This is a genomic window from Paraburkholderia sp. RL17-337-BIB-A, assembly GCF_046025895.1.
GTDB lineage: Bacteria > Pseudomonadota > Gammaproteobacteria > Burkholderiales > Burkholderiaceae > Paraburkholderia > Paraburkholderia fungorum_C.
This window is the reverse complement of record NZ_JARESY010000002.1, coordinates 866,815-882,997: the sequence shown is the minus strand read 5'-3', so window position 1 is coordinate 882,997 and position 16,183 is coordinate 866,815. Positions and strand designations below refer to the sequence as shown.

General features: G+C 60.2%; 13 protein-coding genes and 4 pseudogenes. 8 read left to right on the top strand and 9 right to left on the bottom strand.

Annotated features, from left to right (window positions below; all coding sequences use genetic code 11):
* The first annotated feature begins 16 nt into the window (after positions 1-16).
* Positions 17-1,663: an MOSC domain-containing protein gene (locus P0D84_RS24925; RefSeq protein ID WP_408345969.1), complete on the top strand. Its 1,647-nt coding sequence runs from the start codon at positions 17-19 to the stop codon at positions 1,661-1,663.
* Positions 1,664-2,105: 442 nt separating this feature from the next.
* On the opposite strand, the gene P0D84_RS24920 is transcribed toward P0D84_RS24925, so the two are convergent.
* Positions 2,106-2,420: a DUF3303 domain-containing protein gene (locus P0D84_RS24920; RefSeq protein ID WP_408341344.1), complete on the bottom strand. Its 315-nt coding sequence runs from the start codon at positions 2,418-2,420 to the stop codon at positions 2,106-2,108.
* Between P0D84_RS24920 and P0D84_RS24915 the strand changes: the two genes are divergently transcribed.
* Positions 2,410-2,610 (top strand): hypothetical protein, encoded by a 201-nt coding sequence (locus P0D84_RS24915; protein WP_408341342.1) that lies wholly within the window; start codon positions 2,410-2,412, stop codon positions 2,608-2,610. The genes P0D84_RS24920 and P0D84_RS24915 overlap by 11 nt on opposite strands.
* A 76-nt stretch (positions 2,611-2,686) precedes the next feature.
* Here the strand turns inward: P0D84_RS24915 and P0D84_RS24910 are convergent.
* A pseudogene (locus tag P0D84_RS24910) lies at positions 2,687-2,815 on the bottom strand (IS6 family transposase); the annotation flags it as partial.
* Positions 2,816-3,382: 567 nt separating this feature from the next.
* Between P0D84_RS24910 and P0D84_RS49085 the strand changes: the two are divergent.
* The 3 pseudogenes from P0D84_RS49085 to P0D84_RS49080 all read left to right on the top strand — a co-directional run.
* A pseudogene (locus P0D84_RS49085) lies at positions 3,383-3,544 on the top strand (transposase); the annotation flags it as partial.
* A gap of 6 nt (positions 3,545-3,550) precedes the next feature.
* Positions 3,551-3,772: pseudogene (locus tag P0D84_RS49185) on the top strand (DUF6566 family protein); the annotation flags it as partial.
* A gap of 127 nt (positions 3,773-3,899) precedes the next feature.
* Positions 3,900-4,025: pseudogene (locus tag P0D84_RS49080) on the top strand (IS6 family transposase); the annotation flags it as partial.
* Between the two features lie 148 nt (positions 4,026-4,173).
* Here P0D84_RS49080 and P0D84_RS24900 read toward each other — a convergent pair.
* Complete coding sequence (locus P0D84_RS24900; protein WP_408345966.1) at positions 4,174-5,772, bottom strand: methyl-accepting chemotaxis protein; 1,599 nt, start codon at positions 5,770-5,772, stop codon at positions 4,174-4,176.
* A 301-nt stretch (positions 5,773-6,073) separates the two neighbouring features.
* Positions 6,074-6,661 (bottom strand): hypothetical protein, encoded by a 588-nt coding sequence (locus P0D84_RS24895; protein ID WP_408341338.1) that lies wholly within the window; start codon positions 6,659-6,661, stop codon positions 6,074-6,076.
* An 860-nt stretch (positions 6,662-7,521) separates the two neighbouring features.
* On the opposite strand from P0D84_RS24895, the gene P0D84_RS24890 reads away from it, so the two are divergent.
* On the top strand, positions 7,522-8,145 hold the full coding sequence (locus P0D84_RS24890; protein WP_408341336.1) for a LysE family translocator: 624 nt from the start codon (positions 7,522-7,524) through the stop codon (positions 8,143-8,145).
* Positions 8,146-8,151: 6 nt separating this feature from the next.
* On the opposite strand, the gene P0D84_RS24885 is transcribed toward P0D84_RS24890, so the two are convergent.
* A complete protein-coding gene (locus tag P0D84_RS24885; protein WP_408341334.1) occupies positions 8,152-9,567 on the bottom strand; it encodes an aminotransferase-like domain-containing protein in 1,416 nt (471 codons plus the stop codon).
* A 217-nt stretch (positions 9,568-9,784) separates the two neighbouring features.
* On the opposite strand from P0D84_RS24885, the gene aptA reads away from it, so the two are divergent.
* Complete coding sequence (gene aptA / locus P0D84_RS24880; protein WP_408341332.1) at positions 9,785-11,113, top strand: omega-aminotransferase AptA; 1,329 nt, start codon at positions 9,785-9,787, stop codon at positions 11,111-11,113.
* A 187-nt stretch (positions 11,114-11,300) separates the two neighbouring features.
* On the opposite strand, the gene P0D84_RS24875 is transcribed toward aptA, so the two are convergent.
* Positions 11,301-11,828 (bottom strand): DUF6496 domain-containing protein, encoded by a 528-nt coding sequence (locus P0D84_RS24875; RefSeq protein ID WP_408341330.1) that lies wholly within the window; start codon positions 11,826-11,828, stop codon positions 11,301-11,303.
* A gap of 294 nt (positions 11,829-12,122) precedes the next feature.
* Here P0D84_RS24875 and P0D84_RS24870 point away from each other — a divergent pair, with 294 nt between their 5' ends.
* Positions 12,123-12,374: a hypothetical protein gene (locus P0D84_RS24870; RefSeq protein WP_007178046.1), complete on the top strand. Its 252-nt coding sequence runs from the start codon at positions 12,123-12,125 to the stop codon at positions 12,372-12,374.
* Between the two features lie 202 nt (positions 12,375-12,576).
* Here the strand turns inward: P0D84_RS24870 and P0D84_RS24865 are convergent.
* The 3 genes from P0D84_RS24865 to P0D84_RS24855 form a co-directional block, all read right to left on the bottom strand.
* Positions 12,577-13,712 (bottom strand): IS3 family transposase gene (locus P0D84_RS24865; protein WP_408333544.1). Its coding sequence is split into 2 segments (ribosomal slippage): positions 12,577-13,454 and positions 13,454-13,712, totalling 1,137 coding nucleotides; the frame shifts between segments, so codons are not numbered across the junction.
* Positions 13,713-14,697: 985 nt separating this feature from the next.
* Complete coding sequence (locus tag P0D84_RS24860; RefSeq protein WP_408341328.1) at positions 14,698-15,906, bottom strand: ABC transporter substrate-binding protein; 1,209 nt, start codon at positions 15,904-15,906, stop codon at positions 14,698-14,700.
* 53 nt (positions 15,907-15,959) lie between these two features.
* Positions 15,960-16,172 carry a hypothetical protein gene (locus tag P0D84_RS24855; protein WP_408341326.1) on the bottom strand — a complete coding sequence of 71 codons (213 nt, stop codon included), beginning with the start codon at positions 16,170-16,172 and terminating at the stop codon, positions 15,960-15,962.
* Between the last annotated feature and the right edge of the window lie 11 nt (positions 16,173-16,183).

Genomic DNA, 16,183 nt, shown 5'->3' with positions numbered 1-16,183 from the left:
AACGATCTTGCGCGAAGTGCGCGTCGGGAAAGTCGCGAGGCTTGGCAAAAGCGACATCATGTCCGGCATTGCGAAATCGGTCTGCGCCGGATCGGTATTGATAGCGGAAGAGCTGATCGCGGGTGACGAATACGGCTCCCCCCACCTGCACGGTGGCGCAGAGCAGGTGATCCTGCAATACCCTGAGGAGCACTATGCCGCGTGGCAGGAAGAATTTCCAGAGAGTGCCGAGCGACTGCGAGCCGGCGGCTTTGGCGAGAACTTCGTTGCGTGCGGATTCAACGAGTCCAACATATGTATCGGCGACATCGTCGAGGTAGGCGAAGCCCGTCTCCAGGTCTCGATGCCTCGGCAACCCTGCTTCCGCTTGAATCACCGGTTTGAGCAGCCGACCATGGCGCGCCGCGTTCAGCAGACAGGCAGAACCGGTTGGTATTACCGGGTGCTGAAGCCGGGTGTTGTCGGCTCTGGCGACACATTGCGCATAGTTGAGCGCCCATACCCGGAGTGGACGATATCCAGAATCCAGCAGTTCCTGTACGTCGACACCGGCAATGTCGAGGCGATGGCAACGCTCGCGGAGCTCGATCTCATGGCACCGCTCATCAGGGACCTGTTCCGCAAGCGATTGCAATCTCTCGAGACCGAAGACTGGAGTTCGAGACTGGTCGAAGGGCCGTCCGATCCCGTCCCCACTCTCGCTGCGGTCGCGACATCGGACGGGAAGGCGTGGTTATCTCTGCGTGTAAAGAGCATGACCGAGGAGTCGCCTGATGTGCGTTCATTCACCCTCGTCGCGAAAGACGGCGGCAGGTTGCCTCCATCGGAGCCCGGCGCGCACATCAAGCTTAAACTGCCCAACGGCCTCGAGCGGCAATATTCGCTATGCGAGAACTCGCAGGGGCATTCGTACAAAATTGCCGTAGGGCTCGCGAAGGAAAGTCGGGGAGGCTCAAGGTGGATTCACGAATCACTTCGCCTTGGCACCACGCTGTTGGCTTCCGTCCCATCAAATAGCTTTCCGGTGGCGCCCAATGCCCAACTGCACGTCATGTTCGCGGGCGGGATCGGCATCACGCCGTTCCTTTCGATGATCCAGCATTTTCGAGAAACCGGTGCACGTTTCAAGCTCTTCTATCTCGCCCGTTCGGAACAGACTGCCCCGTTCCTGGAAGAGCTAGGAAACCTGCGCGCGAGTGAAGTACGCTTCCATTTCACCGACGGCGACTCGACAAGGAGACTCGACATAGGCGCGATCATGAACGCGCTCGATGAGACGGCCCACGTCTATTGCTGCGGTTCCGCGTTGCTGATGGATGCGGTACGCCATGCTCCAGCGAAGCTTCCTGCCTCGAACTACCATTTCGAAGCCTTCGCACCGATCGCCAACGCGGATCACGCGCGACCGTTCACCGTACAACTTGCGTCGTCGGGGAAATCCTTTGCGGTCTCCGCACGGCAAAGCATCCTCGAGGTCCTTCGCGACAACGCGATCGACGTCCCGTCCTCGTGCGAGTCGGGTAGCTGTGGGACGTGCGTCGTAGCCTATAGTCAGGGAGAAGTCGACCACCATGATGTCTGTCTCACTGCGGGTGCCAGAAAATCCCAGTTGGCCGTATGCGTTTCGCGCGCAGTCACTGATTCGATCAGACTGGAGCTGTAGCGAGCCTCTTTGTACAGACCAACGCCACTTCCGAATGCCAAATGCTTGATCTATAAGGCGCAGCGAGCCGACATCAGCTCAAAACCGCCCTGAGATGTCGCACTCGGTGGCACGGCCTTCGGCTTAGCCAGAATCTTCAGCCGACCTTAACCCGGTCGGCTTTTTTTCGACTAGCGCGTGCCTCGTCGGCGGCTATGCTCGTTCGCGAATGCGCGCTCTTTACCTGCCAGCGATTGGCAGAACGCACACCCGCTCCGGTCGTTCATCCTTCCCTCAAGGACGCTTACGGTCAACGACGGCCGGCGGGTGCGGGCCGTTGGCCGTCCGACTGAGCGGATGTTAGTCCGCAGCTCGGCGATAGTGTCAGGACGCTGGCCACCTCAAAAAGAAGGACCGCGTCTCGGGTTCACTCGCCGTGAAGGCGACACGGTCCTCCCGGATGTCACTTACTTTCCAGTCCGTCTCGCCAGGCGATCGCTTCGAGTTCGACCCGGACTGCGTCCTCGACGGCAACTACGGGGTGCGCCCGAAATTCAAATGCAGGGAATGTCGAGCAAACTTTATGAACCGCCAGCGGATCGTCGCAATCAACCAGCATGTGCCCACCCCACTCCCCCACGCGCACCACGAAAAACTCGATCTTGAAGTTGTCTGGCGCCTTCCACTGACTAAACACATCAAGGATTCGCTTCTGGGCATTCTCGTACTCTACAGGCGAACCTTGTGTACGTTCGAACCAGCTAATCATGTATTTCATTGCCATCCTCCTTTTCAACATTGATGTCGCCAGAACGCTTGCCGTTTGGAGGGCTAGCGAATCAGCAAACTACAACTGGAGCAGCGGCGACGAATGCCCATTGCTTTTGGCCCTTCTTATGCACCGCTTCAAAGCGGCCAATGAGGGTCGTCTTACTGGTTCAGAACCGGACGCCAACGCACGACGATGACAAGCGACCGCAGCCCCGAAACCGTGCTTCAAACAACGACGGCGTTGGTCCAATCGCCATCAGGTCAGCTTAGCTCTTTGGCGCGACGTGCAAACTGAGTGCCGAACCGATCGCACCATTGACGTACCGTCTCGTAGCTCACCGTCACGCCACGTTCGAGCGGCAGCTCCTCGATGTCGCGCAGGTTCAGACTGAAGCGGTAGTAAGCGAGAGGCACGCGCTTGCTATTACCCACAATTTCCACGTCCCAGCCAATCTCCAGGCTGGATGTCCATGAGACGAAGTGGTTTCCTGGACGACCAGGCTCGACGGTTTGGCCGGCTCGATCCGGTCGGAGTTGATGCCCGCGTGCAATGCTCCCTGGACCCGTCCAAGTATACACACGTATATGACCCATACGCTGATGGAGGACAGCGGCAACCCATTTGTACAATGGTTCTATTTGGGTCGTCGGCCTATCTTGATTCCATGGACGATACGAATCTGTTTGAGAGGCGGCAATGTCAAACGTCCAGCGTCCAGCTTTGTATCATTGAATTCATCAAATATCGCACGAAGACCAATATGCTTCACGCGCAGATTTTTCAACGTACAAGTGAAACCGTGTTTTGTGCTTCATCCTTGTGAATGCGCGCACTAGCCATGTGCGAGTTTCTTCGGGCCAGTCAGGAGAAACATATTGTGCAACTGAGGACTTCACACGAATCGCGCGTCAAAGATTCGTGACTGGCCAAAGGCGCAATCCCGTTGGCGAGGTTGCGTGGAGAAATGCATGTTTTTCGATGAGCTAAGCAATGGTGAGTGGACGCTGATCGCACCAATCGCCTGTGACAAACCGACTCCGTGCCTGAGCCGACGCGGCCGGCCCCGCGCAGAACCGCGCGTCGTGGCAAATGCGATCCTGTGGATCCTGACAACCGGTGAACCGTGGTCACTATGGATGGGCATCCCTTCGCATGGCATAAAGGTTACCGACAGGCGCGGCTACGTCATCTATGCTGCAGCGGATCCGGTCGCAAATGGACTATTCCGGGCGTGGGCGGAGATTGTTCAGGACGGAAGACGCATCGCGCGTTCTGGTCTCATTGGTTCGCGCTTCTCGGATCTTGATGCGGCGCGGGAATACGCACTCGATTGGGCCCGCAAATGGATCGACAACGAGAGTGGTACCCAGCCTGCCGCGCAGACCCCGCTGACAGTCGAGATAGCGAGGCCGCCTCCTACGCACCAGGTTTGTGAGCCGGCTATGGAGGAGACGTACGTGCAGACGGGGCAAGAGCAAGCACGTTCTGGTCGGGATGCGGTCCGCACGTGGTCTTCATCTGGCGCACACGACGATCATGCGCCGGGTCAAGCGATTCACGCCGGAGTTCGTTAAGCGCTGGAATCGCTTTGCTACGGCAGCCGGCCGGTCGGGCTCTGCCGCTTGATTTGGCAACCCTGACATACCTCGTTTTCGGTCGCACGCCGACCAACAAATTGCCAATACCTTGCAGACACCTTGCGCATGTTCTTGAGCACCCGCCTCCTCGCTGACATGCGTCTCACCTCGTCAGACGCCTGTCAGGTTGGCGCGTCGCTTGCCAGGCGAAATACCCGCACGGAGTCTTGCAGTGCGCGCGCCTGTTCTTGCATGCTGGCTGCCGCAGCTGCCGCCTGCTCAACCAGGGCAACGTTTTGCTGGGTCATTTCATCCATCTGCCCGATCGCGCGATTGACCTCGCTGATGCCGGTACTTTGCTCCTTGCTCGCGCGGCTAATCTCGCCCATCAAGGCGACCACACTGCCAACGGCCGTGACGATTTCGGTCATGTTCCGGCCGGCCTGATCGACCAGTTCGCCGCCGGCATCGACCTTGCCAACCGAGTCAGTAATCAGCGCCTTGATTTCCCTGGCGGCTGTGGCGCTGCGTTGCGCCAGGCTGCGCACCTCGGCGGCAACTACCGCAAAGCCGCGTCCCTGGTCACCCGCGCGCGCGGCTTCGACGGCGGCATTCAAGGCCAGAATATTGGTCTGAAAGGCAAGTCCGTCGATCACGCTGATGATCTCGACGATCTTGCCTGAACTGCCGCGGATGAACGACATGGTGGTGACCACATCCCCCACCACTGTGCCGCCTTTGACCGCGAGCTCGGAGGCCGAGGCGACGTGTTCGTTGGCGTGCGTTGCGTGTTCAGCATTGGCGCGGACAATTGAAGTCAATTGATCCATCGTCGCCGCGGTTTGCTCGAGCGAGCCAGCCTGCGCCCCGGTGCGCGCGGACAGGTCCGCGTTACCGGCTGCAATTTCGCGAGCAGCCAGCGCGATCGTATCGGAGGCACGCCGCACGTTGCCGACTAACGAGGCTAGACCGACGCTGATGCCGTTCATGGCCTGCATCAACTGACCGAGCTCGTCACGCCGATCGACATGCACCTGTGCGGTCAGGTCGCCGGCCGCTAGCTGTTCCGCGGCGGCCTTGGCTTCGAGCAGTTGCGTCCCGAGGCCGCGCCGGGTCGTCACGAAGATCAGCGCGCTGATCAACAGCGCGCCAAATAACCCGAAGGCTATCATCTCGGTTTGCTGGAACGGGGTCAACGCGCCCACCGGGCTTGCCCGGTCGGCGAGGATCACGGCCTGCAGCAGCCAATCATAGCCGAGCAGGATCATGGTAGCCGCTGCCAGGGTCAGCAGTGCGAGTTTTGCTCCGATCGACAAGGTCCATACTTCACTGACATCAAGGCCGACGTACAGCGCGCCGATTACCTCGCCGGTGCTATCCCGTATCGGCTCATACTGTGTCATGTATTGCTTGCCGAATAGCGTGGCGTAACCGGTATAGGACTGTCCGCAGCGCAGCTCCCGATAGCCAGGGTGCGAGCGGTCAAGCACCGTGCCCACGGCTCGTTCGCCGTTCTGCTTTTTGACGGAAGTGGTGACACGCACGAAGTCTTCGCCTCTGACGACGAACAGCGTTGCCGTTGAGCCGGTGTTGAAGGTAAAGCGGTCGACTTCGCTGTAATTGAGGTTCAGCAGCGTGTTGCCGTTCAGCAACCTGGGGGTCAAGTTTCCGAGGATCTCGACACCGTTTGATTCGTCGCGTGTAAAAGGAGCAGGAAAATGCCCGGCGAGCATTCGCGCGAAACGGCCCAACTGGGATTTAAGCGGTAGCAGACGATTCATGGCCTGTGATGGAGGGCAGGTGCGTGGATCAGTGAACCGAAATAAATCAGGCTTCTTCTGCGAGCCTATTAGATAGAATGTTGCATAACATGGCAATGGTTGGGCGAATCTAAATTCGACCGCAAACGATTGCTTTGCAGTAAGCCGAAGACGGCGGGCGTTGCTCACGCTTCGGCGCAAGCGCCATTGAATGTGATGTGCGAGCAGGGACCTGTGGCAACGAGAGGACGAGGCAAGTCCAAACGAAACGGGGCGCCTGCGTACAGGCAGTGTCCCGCGAACTCAAGCCATCGAGACAAGCTCAGTCCCGCGCTCTTTCAATCGCGCTGACAGCCAGTTCGCGCGCGAGGTCGGCGTACAACTCGGCCCATTTGCCGAGCAAGCCGGGATCGTCGGTGAGAAAGAGTGGATGTTCGGCCCATGCGCTGACGTCCGCGCCTTTCCAGGCCATTTCGAAGATTCGCAGATCTTCGTCCTCGCTTACGCCGCTATCGACCAGTTCGCGGAACGACGCGAGCTCGCTGAGCTGCACCTTCTCCGCCGGGATTTTGTGAATGGCCGCCAGAGCGCTGGCCGCGCGTTGGCGGGCGTCGTCACGATCACCGGCAAACAGGAACACGATGCTTCCTTCGTGGGCATTACTGAACACGGCCCGATAGAGCGAAGTTCTGCAGCGAGCGCTGAGTTGCGTGCCCATGGTTACCTCGATCGCCGAAGACGGCTCGTCATATTGAACGATGGATTGAGCGCCGCTATGTTGTGCTTCGAATCGGCGTTGCCGGTTGCGGTATCTGTCGCTGCTCCAGTACACATACATTCCGCATACGACCAGAGAGGCCAGCGAGAGAATTCCCACACCCCCAAGTACCGCCAGTTCGGCGTGCGCCATTTTTCAGGCCCCCTATAGTCCTTCTTGTACTTCGTCTCCCTGTTCGGCGCCTTCCGGCAAGTTCAGCAGAATCCGGGGCCGCGGCGTATCGCTCTGCTCTCTTCATCGGATGGCGTGAGCCTGTCAGCGAAGAAGCGACGCTTCGAGTATCCGGCGGGGGTTCTCAGCGATCAACCGGGCACACCTCTCTATTGACCAAAGCGGCTCGCTATAGGAGTCTAGTGGGCTGTAGTCGCCGAACTGGAGCGAATGGCGAGCGGCTCAAGGCGGACCCGCTCCGGCCGTTCGAGCTGACACGACCTCCAGGGCAGCGCTCAAGATGATGCTGTCGAAAAAGTCGCTGACCGTCGCTCTCATAAGGTTTTCAGGAGTCTTCGTGCCCTTAAGCGGCGTCGCCATCGGTTTATAGGCCGATCCGAGAGGTCAATTTTCTCACCGGCGATTTGAAAAAAGCAGAGCAGCGACTTTTTCAACAGCATCACGTTGCTGAGCGGCGTTCGAACGTCCTCGTGAATGCGTAGGCCAGCATCCGTAGATCGCCGACTGCTGCCGAATGAGCAGGCAATTCCGGGGACCGGGCAAAAATCCACTGGTGTGATGGGGGATTTTCGGGGTGCTACAGATTTGCTATAGCAGCGGCGAGAGGCCATATACGAGAGCTTCACACGCGGGAACGGGGCGGCGCCGACGTGGTGATGCGCCTGCCGATCGAGAGGGCAACGCAGCTTGGCCTGCACACGTCTGTACGGGCGAAGATCTCCCCCTGTACCGGACACCATCCCATAAACCGTATAGGTACTGTACCGGCAACCGTCGCTAGAATGCTCCAAAGGTCTTCTCGACCATTACCGGAGCCTCCCATGTCCTACCTCAGCCTCAGCGCGCTGCCCGCCGGCATTCTGTTTGCGCTCGTCACCAGCATTACGCCCGGGCCGAACAATACGATGTTGCTGGCCTCGGGTGTCAACTTCGGCTTTCGCCGCACGTTGCCGCATGTTTCGGGGATCAGTGTCGGCGTTGTGCTGTTGATGTTGTCGGTTGGGATCGGTCTGGGCGAAGCCTTCGTGCATTTTCCCGTGCTGTACACCGTGCTCGAAGTCGCGAGCGTCGCGTATCTGCTGTATCTCGCATGGAAAATCGGCACGTCGGGAGAACTGAAGGTCAGGAACGGCGAACGCCGGCCCATGAAGTTTCATGAAGCCATTGCATTCCAGTGGGTCAATCCGAAAGCGTGGATGATGGTGTTGACCGCCGCGACAACGATCCACCTGAGCGAGAGCACCAGCATGAATGCTCTTGCGATGGCGGTGGTCTTTTACATCATCGGGTTTCCGTGTATCTGCTTGTGGGCCGGTTTCGGCACCGCGATGCGGCGCGTGCTGGCGGACCCCAAGCGGCTGCGCATTTTCAATGTGGCGATGGCGCTGCTGCTGGTGGTCTCGCTGTATCCGATCGCGCTGAAGCTGCTGGGTCAGTCCGCGTAAGCGGATCTAGATCACGCCCTGCCCGACTCGCTCGATGAAGCGCCACAATGCGTCGTCGGTCGAGTACGGCGCGTTGAAACGGAACCAGGCGCTCGGGGCATCGTCGGGACGGAAGTAGGAACCGGGCGCGAGCCAGATGCCGTGCGTGAGCGCGGCGGTCGCCACTTGGCCGGCGCGCTCGGGTTCGATCGGCAGCCGCGCCCACAGAAACAGCCCCGCGCGCGGCCGGTGAAACAGTTCGAGACCGAGCGAGTCGAGCCGCTCTTCGAGCGTCGCATGCACGAGCTTGAGCCGCTCGTTCACGGCTTCGACGTGACGCGCATAGCGCCCTTCGAGCAACACCTTGTCGACGATCCGCTCGATCGCTTCCGACGACGTCAAGCCCACCGCCATCTTCGTGCGCGCCAGTTCGCGCAACACCGCGCGCTCAGCGACCACGTAGCCGCAGCGCAGCCCCGGCGTCACCGTCTTCGAAAAACCGCCGACGTAGAGCACGCGCTGCAAACCTTCCATCGCGGCAAACATCGGCGCGCCGGGCGGCGCCAGTTCGCGGCTGACATCGTCTTCGATCACCCACATGCGCTGCCGCTCGGCAATCTGCAACAGCCGGAACGCCGCCGACATGCCGAAGGTCGCGCCGGTCGGATTCTGCAGCGTGGTGTTGACGAAAATCGCCTTCGGCTTGTGCTGCGCGACCAGCGCTTCGAGCACGTCGGTATCGACGCCGGCCGGCGTGCGCGGCACGCCATGCACCACCAGCCCCGCCAGTTTGAGAATCTGCAGCAGATTGCAATAACCGGGATCTTCGACGATCACGGCGTCGCCCGCGCGCAGCAACGTGCGAACGATCAGATCGAGCCCTTGCGTCGCGCCCTGCGTGAGCAGCACGTTGGAGACGTCGACCGGTAACCCGCGCCTGTCGAGTTGCTCGGCGATCCGCTCGCGCAGCGGCGCGAAGCCGTACGGATGCCCGTAGTCGCCGAGACGCGCCGCCGGCACCCGGCTCATTGCACGCAGCGCATGCTGCAAACCCGTCTCGTTGATCCACTCGTTCGGCAACCAGCCGCCGCCCGCCTTGATCGGCACCGAATGGTCGGCGAATACGTCGGACAGCAGCCAGGTCGCGGTGAGACTGGGCGGCTGCCAGTCGGTCGGCGCGACCCGCGCGGGCTGCGCACGGGCCGCCACGCGATAACCGGAGCCGCGCCGCGCCACCACGAGGCCCATCGAAACAAGACGGTTGTACGCCTCAGTGACCGTGAAGGTACTCAGTTCGTGGCTTTGCGCCAACTGACGCACCGACGGTAGCAGCGCGCCGGCGCGCAGGGATTGCGCCTCGATCGCATCCGCGAAACCCTGCACGACCTGCTCGACGAGCGTGGGAGCGGCGCGCCGGTCGCGCTCAAGTTGTAGTTCGATCATGGTATGGGATGAAAGGCCGGTCGCGACGGCCGGCTGAGTAGCCAAATAGGTGGAGAGTGCGAGGCATGCACCAGATAAAAGGCCGAATTGCGTCACGACGCGATCGACACAGTTACCGCCATTCCACCAACACAGTTAGCGCCACGCTGCGTCAACTGTTTATGCCGCCATTAAACCGCGGGCGCTACAGTTTCGCTACCACTTCGAGGAGAAAACCATGACTTCGCGCCCCGTCATCGACGACCTGTCGTCTTTCTGGATGCCCTTCACCGCCAACCGCCAGTTCAAGGCCGCGCCGCGCCTGCTGGAATCGGCCAAGGGTATGTACTACCGCACCACGGACGGGCGTGAAGTGCTCGACGGTTGCGCGGGTCTCTGGTGTGTGAACGCGGGTCACGGCCGCGACGAAATCGTCGCCGCGATCACCCAGCAACTGTCGACGCTCGATTTCGCGCCGACCTTCCAGATGGGCCATCCGTTGGCATTCGAAGCGGCCACGAAAGTTGCCGAGCTGATGCCGAACGGTCTGGACCGGATCTTCTTCACGAACTCCGGTTCGGAATCGGTCGACACCGCCCTCAAAATCGCACTGGCGTACCACCGCTCGCGCGGCGAAGGCCAGCGCACGCGTTTGATCGGCCGCGAGCGCGGCTATCACGGCGTGGGCTTCGGCGGCATTTCGGTCGGCGGTATCGCACCGAACCGCAAGACGTTCTCCGGCGCACTGCTGCCGGCGGTCGACCATCTGCCGCACACGCACAATCTTGAACACAACGCGTTCACGAAGGGCCAGCCCGCCTGGGGCGCGCATCTCGCCGACGAACTCGAGCGCATCGTCACGCTGCACGATGCCTCGACCATTGCCGCGGTGATCGTCGAGCCGGTGGCCGGCTCGACGGGCGTACTGATTCCGCCGCAAGGCTATCTGCAGAAGCTGCGCGAGATTTGCACGAAGCACGGCATCCTGCTGATTTTCGACGAAGTGATCACCGGTTTCGGCCGCATCGGCACGGCGACGGCTAGCGAGTATTTCGGCGTGACGCCGGACCTGATCACGCTGGCCAAGGCCATCAACAACGCCGCGATCCCGATGGGCGCGGTGGCCGCGAGCCGCACGATCCACGACTCGATCGTCAACGCCGGCGCGCAGGGTGCGATCGAACTGTTCCACGGCTACACGTATTCGGCCCACCCGGCCGCGGCCGCGGCTGCGGTTGCGACACTCGACCTGTATCGCCGCGAAGGTCTGTTCGAGCGCGCGACAACGATGGCGCCGAAATTCGAAGCCGCGGCTCACTCGCTCAACGGCGCGAAGCATGTGAAGGACGTGCGCAATCTGGGCATGATCGCCGGCGTCGAACTCGAATCGCGCGAGGGCGCGCCGGGCGCGCGTGCTTATGAAGCGTTCGTGAAGTGCTTCGAGGCGGGCGTGCTGGTGCGCTTTACGGGCGACATCCTCGCGTTTTCGCCGCCGCTTATCATCGACGAAGAGCAGATCGCGCACATTTTCAAAACGGTCGGCGACGTGCTGGCGACGTTGCAGTAAGGCAATACGTGGAGCGATACGCGCGCGAAAAAGCGCGCGCATCGCTTCGACCGCCTGTATGTCTCCCTCTCAGACATCGCTTCAACCGCCTGTATCTCTCCCTCTCAGACATCGCTCCGACCGCCTGTATCTCTCCCTCTCAGACATCGCTCCGACCGCCTGCATCTCTCCCTCTCAGACACCTGCGTCAGTGATGCGCGCGTGAAGCTCGCGTCTGCGCAGCTTTTTTGGCTGCTGCCGAGCGGCCGGCGGCGCTTTTCGTCGCGGCGGCTTTCTTCGCTGCTGCGGAACGGCTGGCTGCGGGACGCTTGGCTGCTGCCGACTTGGTCTGCTTCGACATAGCGGTGCGCGAAACACCGGCGGTGCTTTCACGCTTCAATGCATTGGTGGCGGCACGTGAGCGTTTGGCTGTCGACTCGCTGCTTGCAGTTTTCTTCTTCGCCGTGCTCTTGTGCTGGCCTGCTGCATTGTCCTTCTCGGCTTTCTTGCGGGTTGCCTCGCTGGTGGCGCCCTTCTTCGGCGACTTCAGGGCGACGCCCGCACGGCGCGCTTCCGACAGGCCGATTGCGATCGCCTGTTTCGCCGACCTGACGCCGTGCTTGCCGGCGCGCACCTTATCGACCTGTTCCTTGACGAATTCCCCGGCCTGCGTGCTTGATGACTTGCCGGCACGCTTGTCGGCCTGGGCGCGCTTGATGGTTTTCTGTTCGGGCATGACAGTCCTCCGGTTGGTGTTGGTGCATGAAATGCAGCAACGCGTGTGCCGGGGCTGTTCGCCATGACGGCGGATGCAATCGGAAGGGGGGTCCGACGGGGATTTCGTGCTTTTGGCTCAACTTGAGCGGTTGACAGGGCGCGGCCCGCGACGCTGTAAAAGTTCCGGTAAATGGCTTGCGACGCAGCGAAACTTCCGGAAATTGGCGGCTTGGACTCGCGCGTGGCACGTGGACGGCGTATGGTAATAGCAAGGGTTGGCGCCGTGGTCCGGACCCGACGGGAGATGACATCCATGAAGATACCTACCGTTCGCGCGGGAGCGCATATCGAAGGCGTGCACTGGATCGCCGAATACGCCGAGGACGTTCATGAGATTCGCGTGTTCCGCGAAGGCCAGGAAGTGGACGTGCATAACGCGCCGTCCACGTTATTTGGCGATGAGGAGAATGCGGGGTCCAAGAGCACTGCTGATCATCGGGCTGTGGAAGCCGCTGTGCTGGCTTATTTGAAGCGGTTTGTGATTGAGCATGATGCGGAGGAGTAAGGGTTTTTGCCTTCGGCGCTTTTGGGTTGTGTGCCTATGGCGTTGGCCTTTCCTTGAGATGGTTGCATGCGCGGCGCCTTTTGGGGTGTATGCCTACGGCGTTGGCCTTTCCTTGATTTCTTATTGGTCTATTAGCGTCGCCCCTGTGCGGGGCAGGCACTGTAGTGGTCAAGTAAAATTGGACACCCGGAAAGGGGCATTTCTAAAAAAGTGACGCTTCACATCGTGCCGGCGGTTGTCCGCCTGCTGCAGAATGGATGCGACGGTGGTTATAAAAGTCGTCGATGTAAGCCTCAATGTCGCGTTCGGCATGCGCGTGATCACGGTACCCTTTGTCGTCGATCCATTCGCCTTTCAGGCTTCTAAAGAAACGCTCCACCGGCGCGTTATCCCAGCAGTTCCCCTTTCTACTCATACTCTGGACGATGCCGTTTGCCTTCAGTTCGTTCGTGAAGTGCGCGCTGGTGTACTGGCATCCCTGATCCGAGTGGAACATCAGGCCTGGCGACGGACTGCGCCGCTCCAGGGCCTGCTGCAACGCCCTGATCACCAGCGCTGTATCAGGCATCAGCCCCAACGACCAGCCGACGATACGGCGCGAATACAGGTCCATCACGATGGCAAGATAAGACCAACCCTGAAGCGTCCTCACATACGTAATGTCGCCTGCCCATACCTGATTGATGGCCGGCGGCTCGAAGTTACGGTCCAGCAGATTAGGCACCACCTGCGCCTGCTCATTGCTCTTCGGATAGCGATGTGTGCGCTTTCTGGTGACCACCAGTTGTGCCTGCCGCATCAGCGTGCCGGCACGATAACGACCTACCGCGTGACCACGTTTTCGCAACTCCTGCGACATCCTGCGGCTCCCATAACTGCCGCGGGTTTCGCGATGAATTTCCCGTGCGGCCGCTATCTGCTGGCAAGGCGCCGCACTCTTCGACGTGCGCCCGGCAAACGCGTAATAGCTGCTAGGCGCAACATTCATCACCCGGCACATCGCCCTCACAGGCCAGACCTTCTTCAGTGACTGGATCACTTCGGGAAGCGATCCATTTCCTTGACGAAGAAGGCCGTGGACTTTTTTAGTATGTCGCGCTCCCGTTCCAGATCGGCGACCCGGGCTTCGAGTTCGCGGATGCGGCGCGCATCGGCCTCTATCTCCAGTTGTGTACGCGGCGCTCTGACCTGCTCAGCGCGCCACAGCGTCACCCAGCGGCGCAACGCCGTGTCGCCCACGCCCAGCGCCTCACACGCCTGCGCATAGGAATAGCCCCTGCTGACCACCAGCTGGACCGCTTCTGCCTTCAATTCGTCGGGAATGTTCCGTCTGCTCATTTCTCACCTCAGTTGGAGAATTATCCCCTTTAGAGGTGTCCAGGATCATTGAACCACTACACACCTACTTTTCTTTGCCTGCTGCAAAGAAAAGTAGGCAAAAGAAAGCAGCTCACACCGCTAATTCTTAAGTGGGTCCCCCGCACAGCCACCGCAGTGGTGCATCTGGAATCTGTGTTCTCGCACATTCAGCGTCAGTGGCACAGCAGTCATACCTCCGGCGGCGCTACGCGCGCCGACGCGCATTTCATAAAACCATCCGCCGCGTTTTCGCCATCATGTTTCATCTGGCGCCGTGTATTGGCGCCGTATATCACCTCTTCACCTCCTCGCCACCTCGCCTCTTGCCTCTCTTGCCTCTCTTGCCTCTCTTGCCTCTCTTGCCTCTCTTGCCTCTCTTGCCTCTTTTGCCTCTTTTGCCTCTTTTGCCTCTTTTGCCTCTTTTGCCTCTTTTGCCTCTTTTGCCTCTTTTGCCTCTTTTGCCTCTTTTGCCTCTTTTGCCTCTTTTGCCTCTTTTGCCTCTTTTGCCTCTTTTGCCTCTGTCGATCTTCTCGCTTGCCGCTGTCGACTGGGCGCATCGCCGAGGCAAAGCCGATGGCCCCGTCACGCCCAAACGAAGCCCCTGGTTTCCCACGCAGACCCATCCGCGACGCACGCAGTGCGGAGTGGGAGCTGATGAATCCTTTGTCACTCACGCGGAATGTGCGAGAGCACGGATTCCAGATGCACCACTGCCGTCACTGTGCGGGGGACCCGCTTAAGAGTTGGCGGTTTGAGCCGCTTTCTCTTGCTTACTTCTCTTTGCGGCGGCAAAGAGAAGTAAGTGCCTGCCCCGCACAGGGGCGACGCTAATAGACCAATATCAATTCAAGGAAAGGCCAACGCCATAAGGCACACAGACCAACAAGCACCACACAGCAACCAGATCAAGAAAAAACCAACGCCATAGGCAAATCACCAACCAGCCGCCGCGGGCAAAAAACAATCACTCCCCCACCCGCAACTTCTTAACCTCCCCATCCGACGGCTGCACACTAGCGCCGTCCACATACCGATAAGAAGTCATCACCCCCTTCCCATCCTTGACTCCGGTCACACCAACAAAAGCCCCCATCGTCGACTGATTATCCTGCGCCCGGTACGTAATCGGCCCGAAGGGCGTCTCCACCCCAAGCCCCTTGAACGCGGCAGCGAGCTTATCCGAATCCGTGGAACCCGCCTTCCTGATCCCAGCCGCAATCGACATCAGCGCGGAATACCCCACCACCGACCCGAGCCGCGGATAGTCGTGATACTTCGCCTGATACGCATCCACAAACTTCCGGTTCGCCGCCGTATCGATCGAATACCACGGATAGCCCGTCACGATCCAGCCAGTCGGCGCCTCCGCCCCCAACGGATCAAGATAGTCCGGCTCGCCCGTCAGCAACGAGACGACACTGCGGTCCTTGAACAACCCGCGCGTATTGCCCTCACGCACAAATTTGCCGAGATCGGCGCCAAACAGCACGTTGAAAATCGCATCCGGCTTCGCATCGGCTATCGCCTGGGTGACCGCGCCCGCGTCGACATTGCCCAGCGGGGTCGCCTGTTCGGCGACGAACTGCACGTCCGGCTGCGCCGCCGTCATCAGCTTCTTGAACGTCGCCACCGCCGATTGCCCGTACTCGTAGTTCGGATACACCAGCGCCCAACGTTTCTTCTTCAGCTTCACCGCCTCGGGCACCAGCATCGCCACCTGCATATACGTCGAAGGACGCAGACGGTACGTGTATTTGTTGCCATCCGCCCAAACGATCTTGTCGGTCAACGGCTCGGCCGCGAGGAAGAAAATCTTCTTCTGCTTCGCGAAGTCGGTCAGCGCGAGGCCCGTGTTCGACAGGAAACCGCCGAACAACAATTGCACCTGCTCCCGCGCAATCAACTCCTGCGCGACACGGATCGTGTCGCCCGGATTGCCGTTGTCGTCGCGCGACACCACTTCGAGCTGTTTGCCGAGCACGCCCCCCGCCGCATTCACCTGCTCGAGCGCGAGATTCCAGCCGTTTTTGTAAGGCCCGAGAAAGGCGGGCTGCGCCTTGTAGCTGTTGATTTCACCGATCTTGATGGTCTGCTGTGCGCTCGCGCCGACGGCGGCAAGCGATAGAACCGTTGAAACCGTGAGGCGAGAGATCCATCCTGCGCGCGTGGTCATGCGTTTCTCCGTATCAAAAGGATCGCGGGAATGCGGTCGTTTTTATCAAGCGTTCAAGCGTTTCGCGATTCGTCTGGCGAGCCGTGCTGCGAGTTGTGCTGCGAGTTGTGTTGCAAGTTGTCCTGCGAGCCGTGTTGCGAGTCGTCCTGCGAGTCGTCCTGCGAGCCGTGTTGCGAGTCGTCCTGCGAGTTGTGTTGCGAGCCGTCCTGCGAGCCGTGTTCCGAGCCGTGCCACGAGTTGTGCCACGCCTGATGCATGCAAACCATGCTGCAATGCG

Bases quoted from the DNA above. Each gene is read 5' to 3' on its own strand.
- P0D84_RS24915 (WP_408341342.1), top strand. From the start codon at position 2,410: ATGTATTTCATTGCCATCCTCCTTTTCAACATTGATGTCGCCAGAACG.
- P0D84_RS24920 (WP_408341344.1), bottom strand. From the start codon at position 2,420: ATGAAATACATGATTAGCTGGTTCGAACGTACACAAGGTTCGCCTGTA.
- P0D84_RS24900 (WP_408345966.1), bottom strand. From the start codon at position 5,772: ATGAATCGTCTGCTACCGCTTAAATCCCAGTTGGGCCGTTTCGCGCGA.
- P0D84_RS24895 (WP_408341338.1), bottom strand. From the start codon at position 6,661: ATGGCGCACGCCGAACTGGCGGTACTTGGGGGTGTGGGAATTCTCTCG.
- P0D84_RS24890 (WP_408341336.1), top strand. From the start codon at position 7,522: ATGTCCTACCTCAGCCTCAGCGCGCTGCCCGCCGGCATTCTGTTTGCG.
- P0D84_RS24885 (WP_408341334.1), bottom strand. From the start codon at position 9,567: ATGATCGAACTACAACTTGAGCGCGACCGGCGCGCCGCTCCCACGCTC.
- aptA (WP_408341332.1), top strand. From the start codon at position 9,785: ATGACTTCGCGCCCCGTCATCGACGACCTGTCGTCTTTCTGGATGCCC.
- P0D84_RS24875 (WP_408341330.1), bottom strand. From the start codon at position 11,828: ATGCCCGAACAGAAAACCATCAAGCGCGCCCAGGCCGACAAGCGTGCC.
- P0D84_RS24870 (WP_007178046.1), top strand. From the start codon at position 12,123: ATGAAGATACCTACCGTTCGCGCGGGAGCGCATATCGAAGGCGTGCAC.
- P0D84_RS24860 (WP_408341328.1), bottom strand. From the start codon at position 15,906: ATGACCACGCGCGCAGGATGGATCTCTCGCCTCACGGTTTCAACGGTT.
- P0D84_RS24855 (WP_408341326.1), bottom strand. From the start codon at position 16,172: ATGGTTTGCATGCATCAGGCGTGGCACAACTCGTGGCACGGCTCGGAA.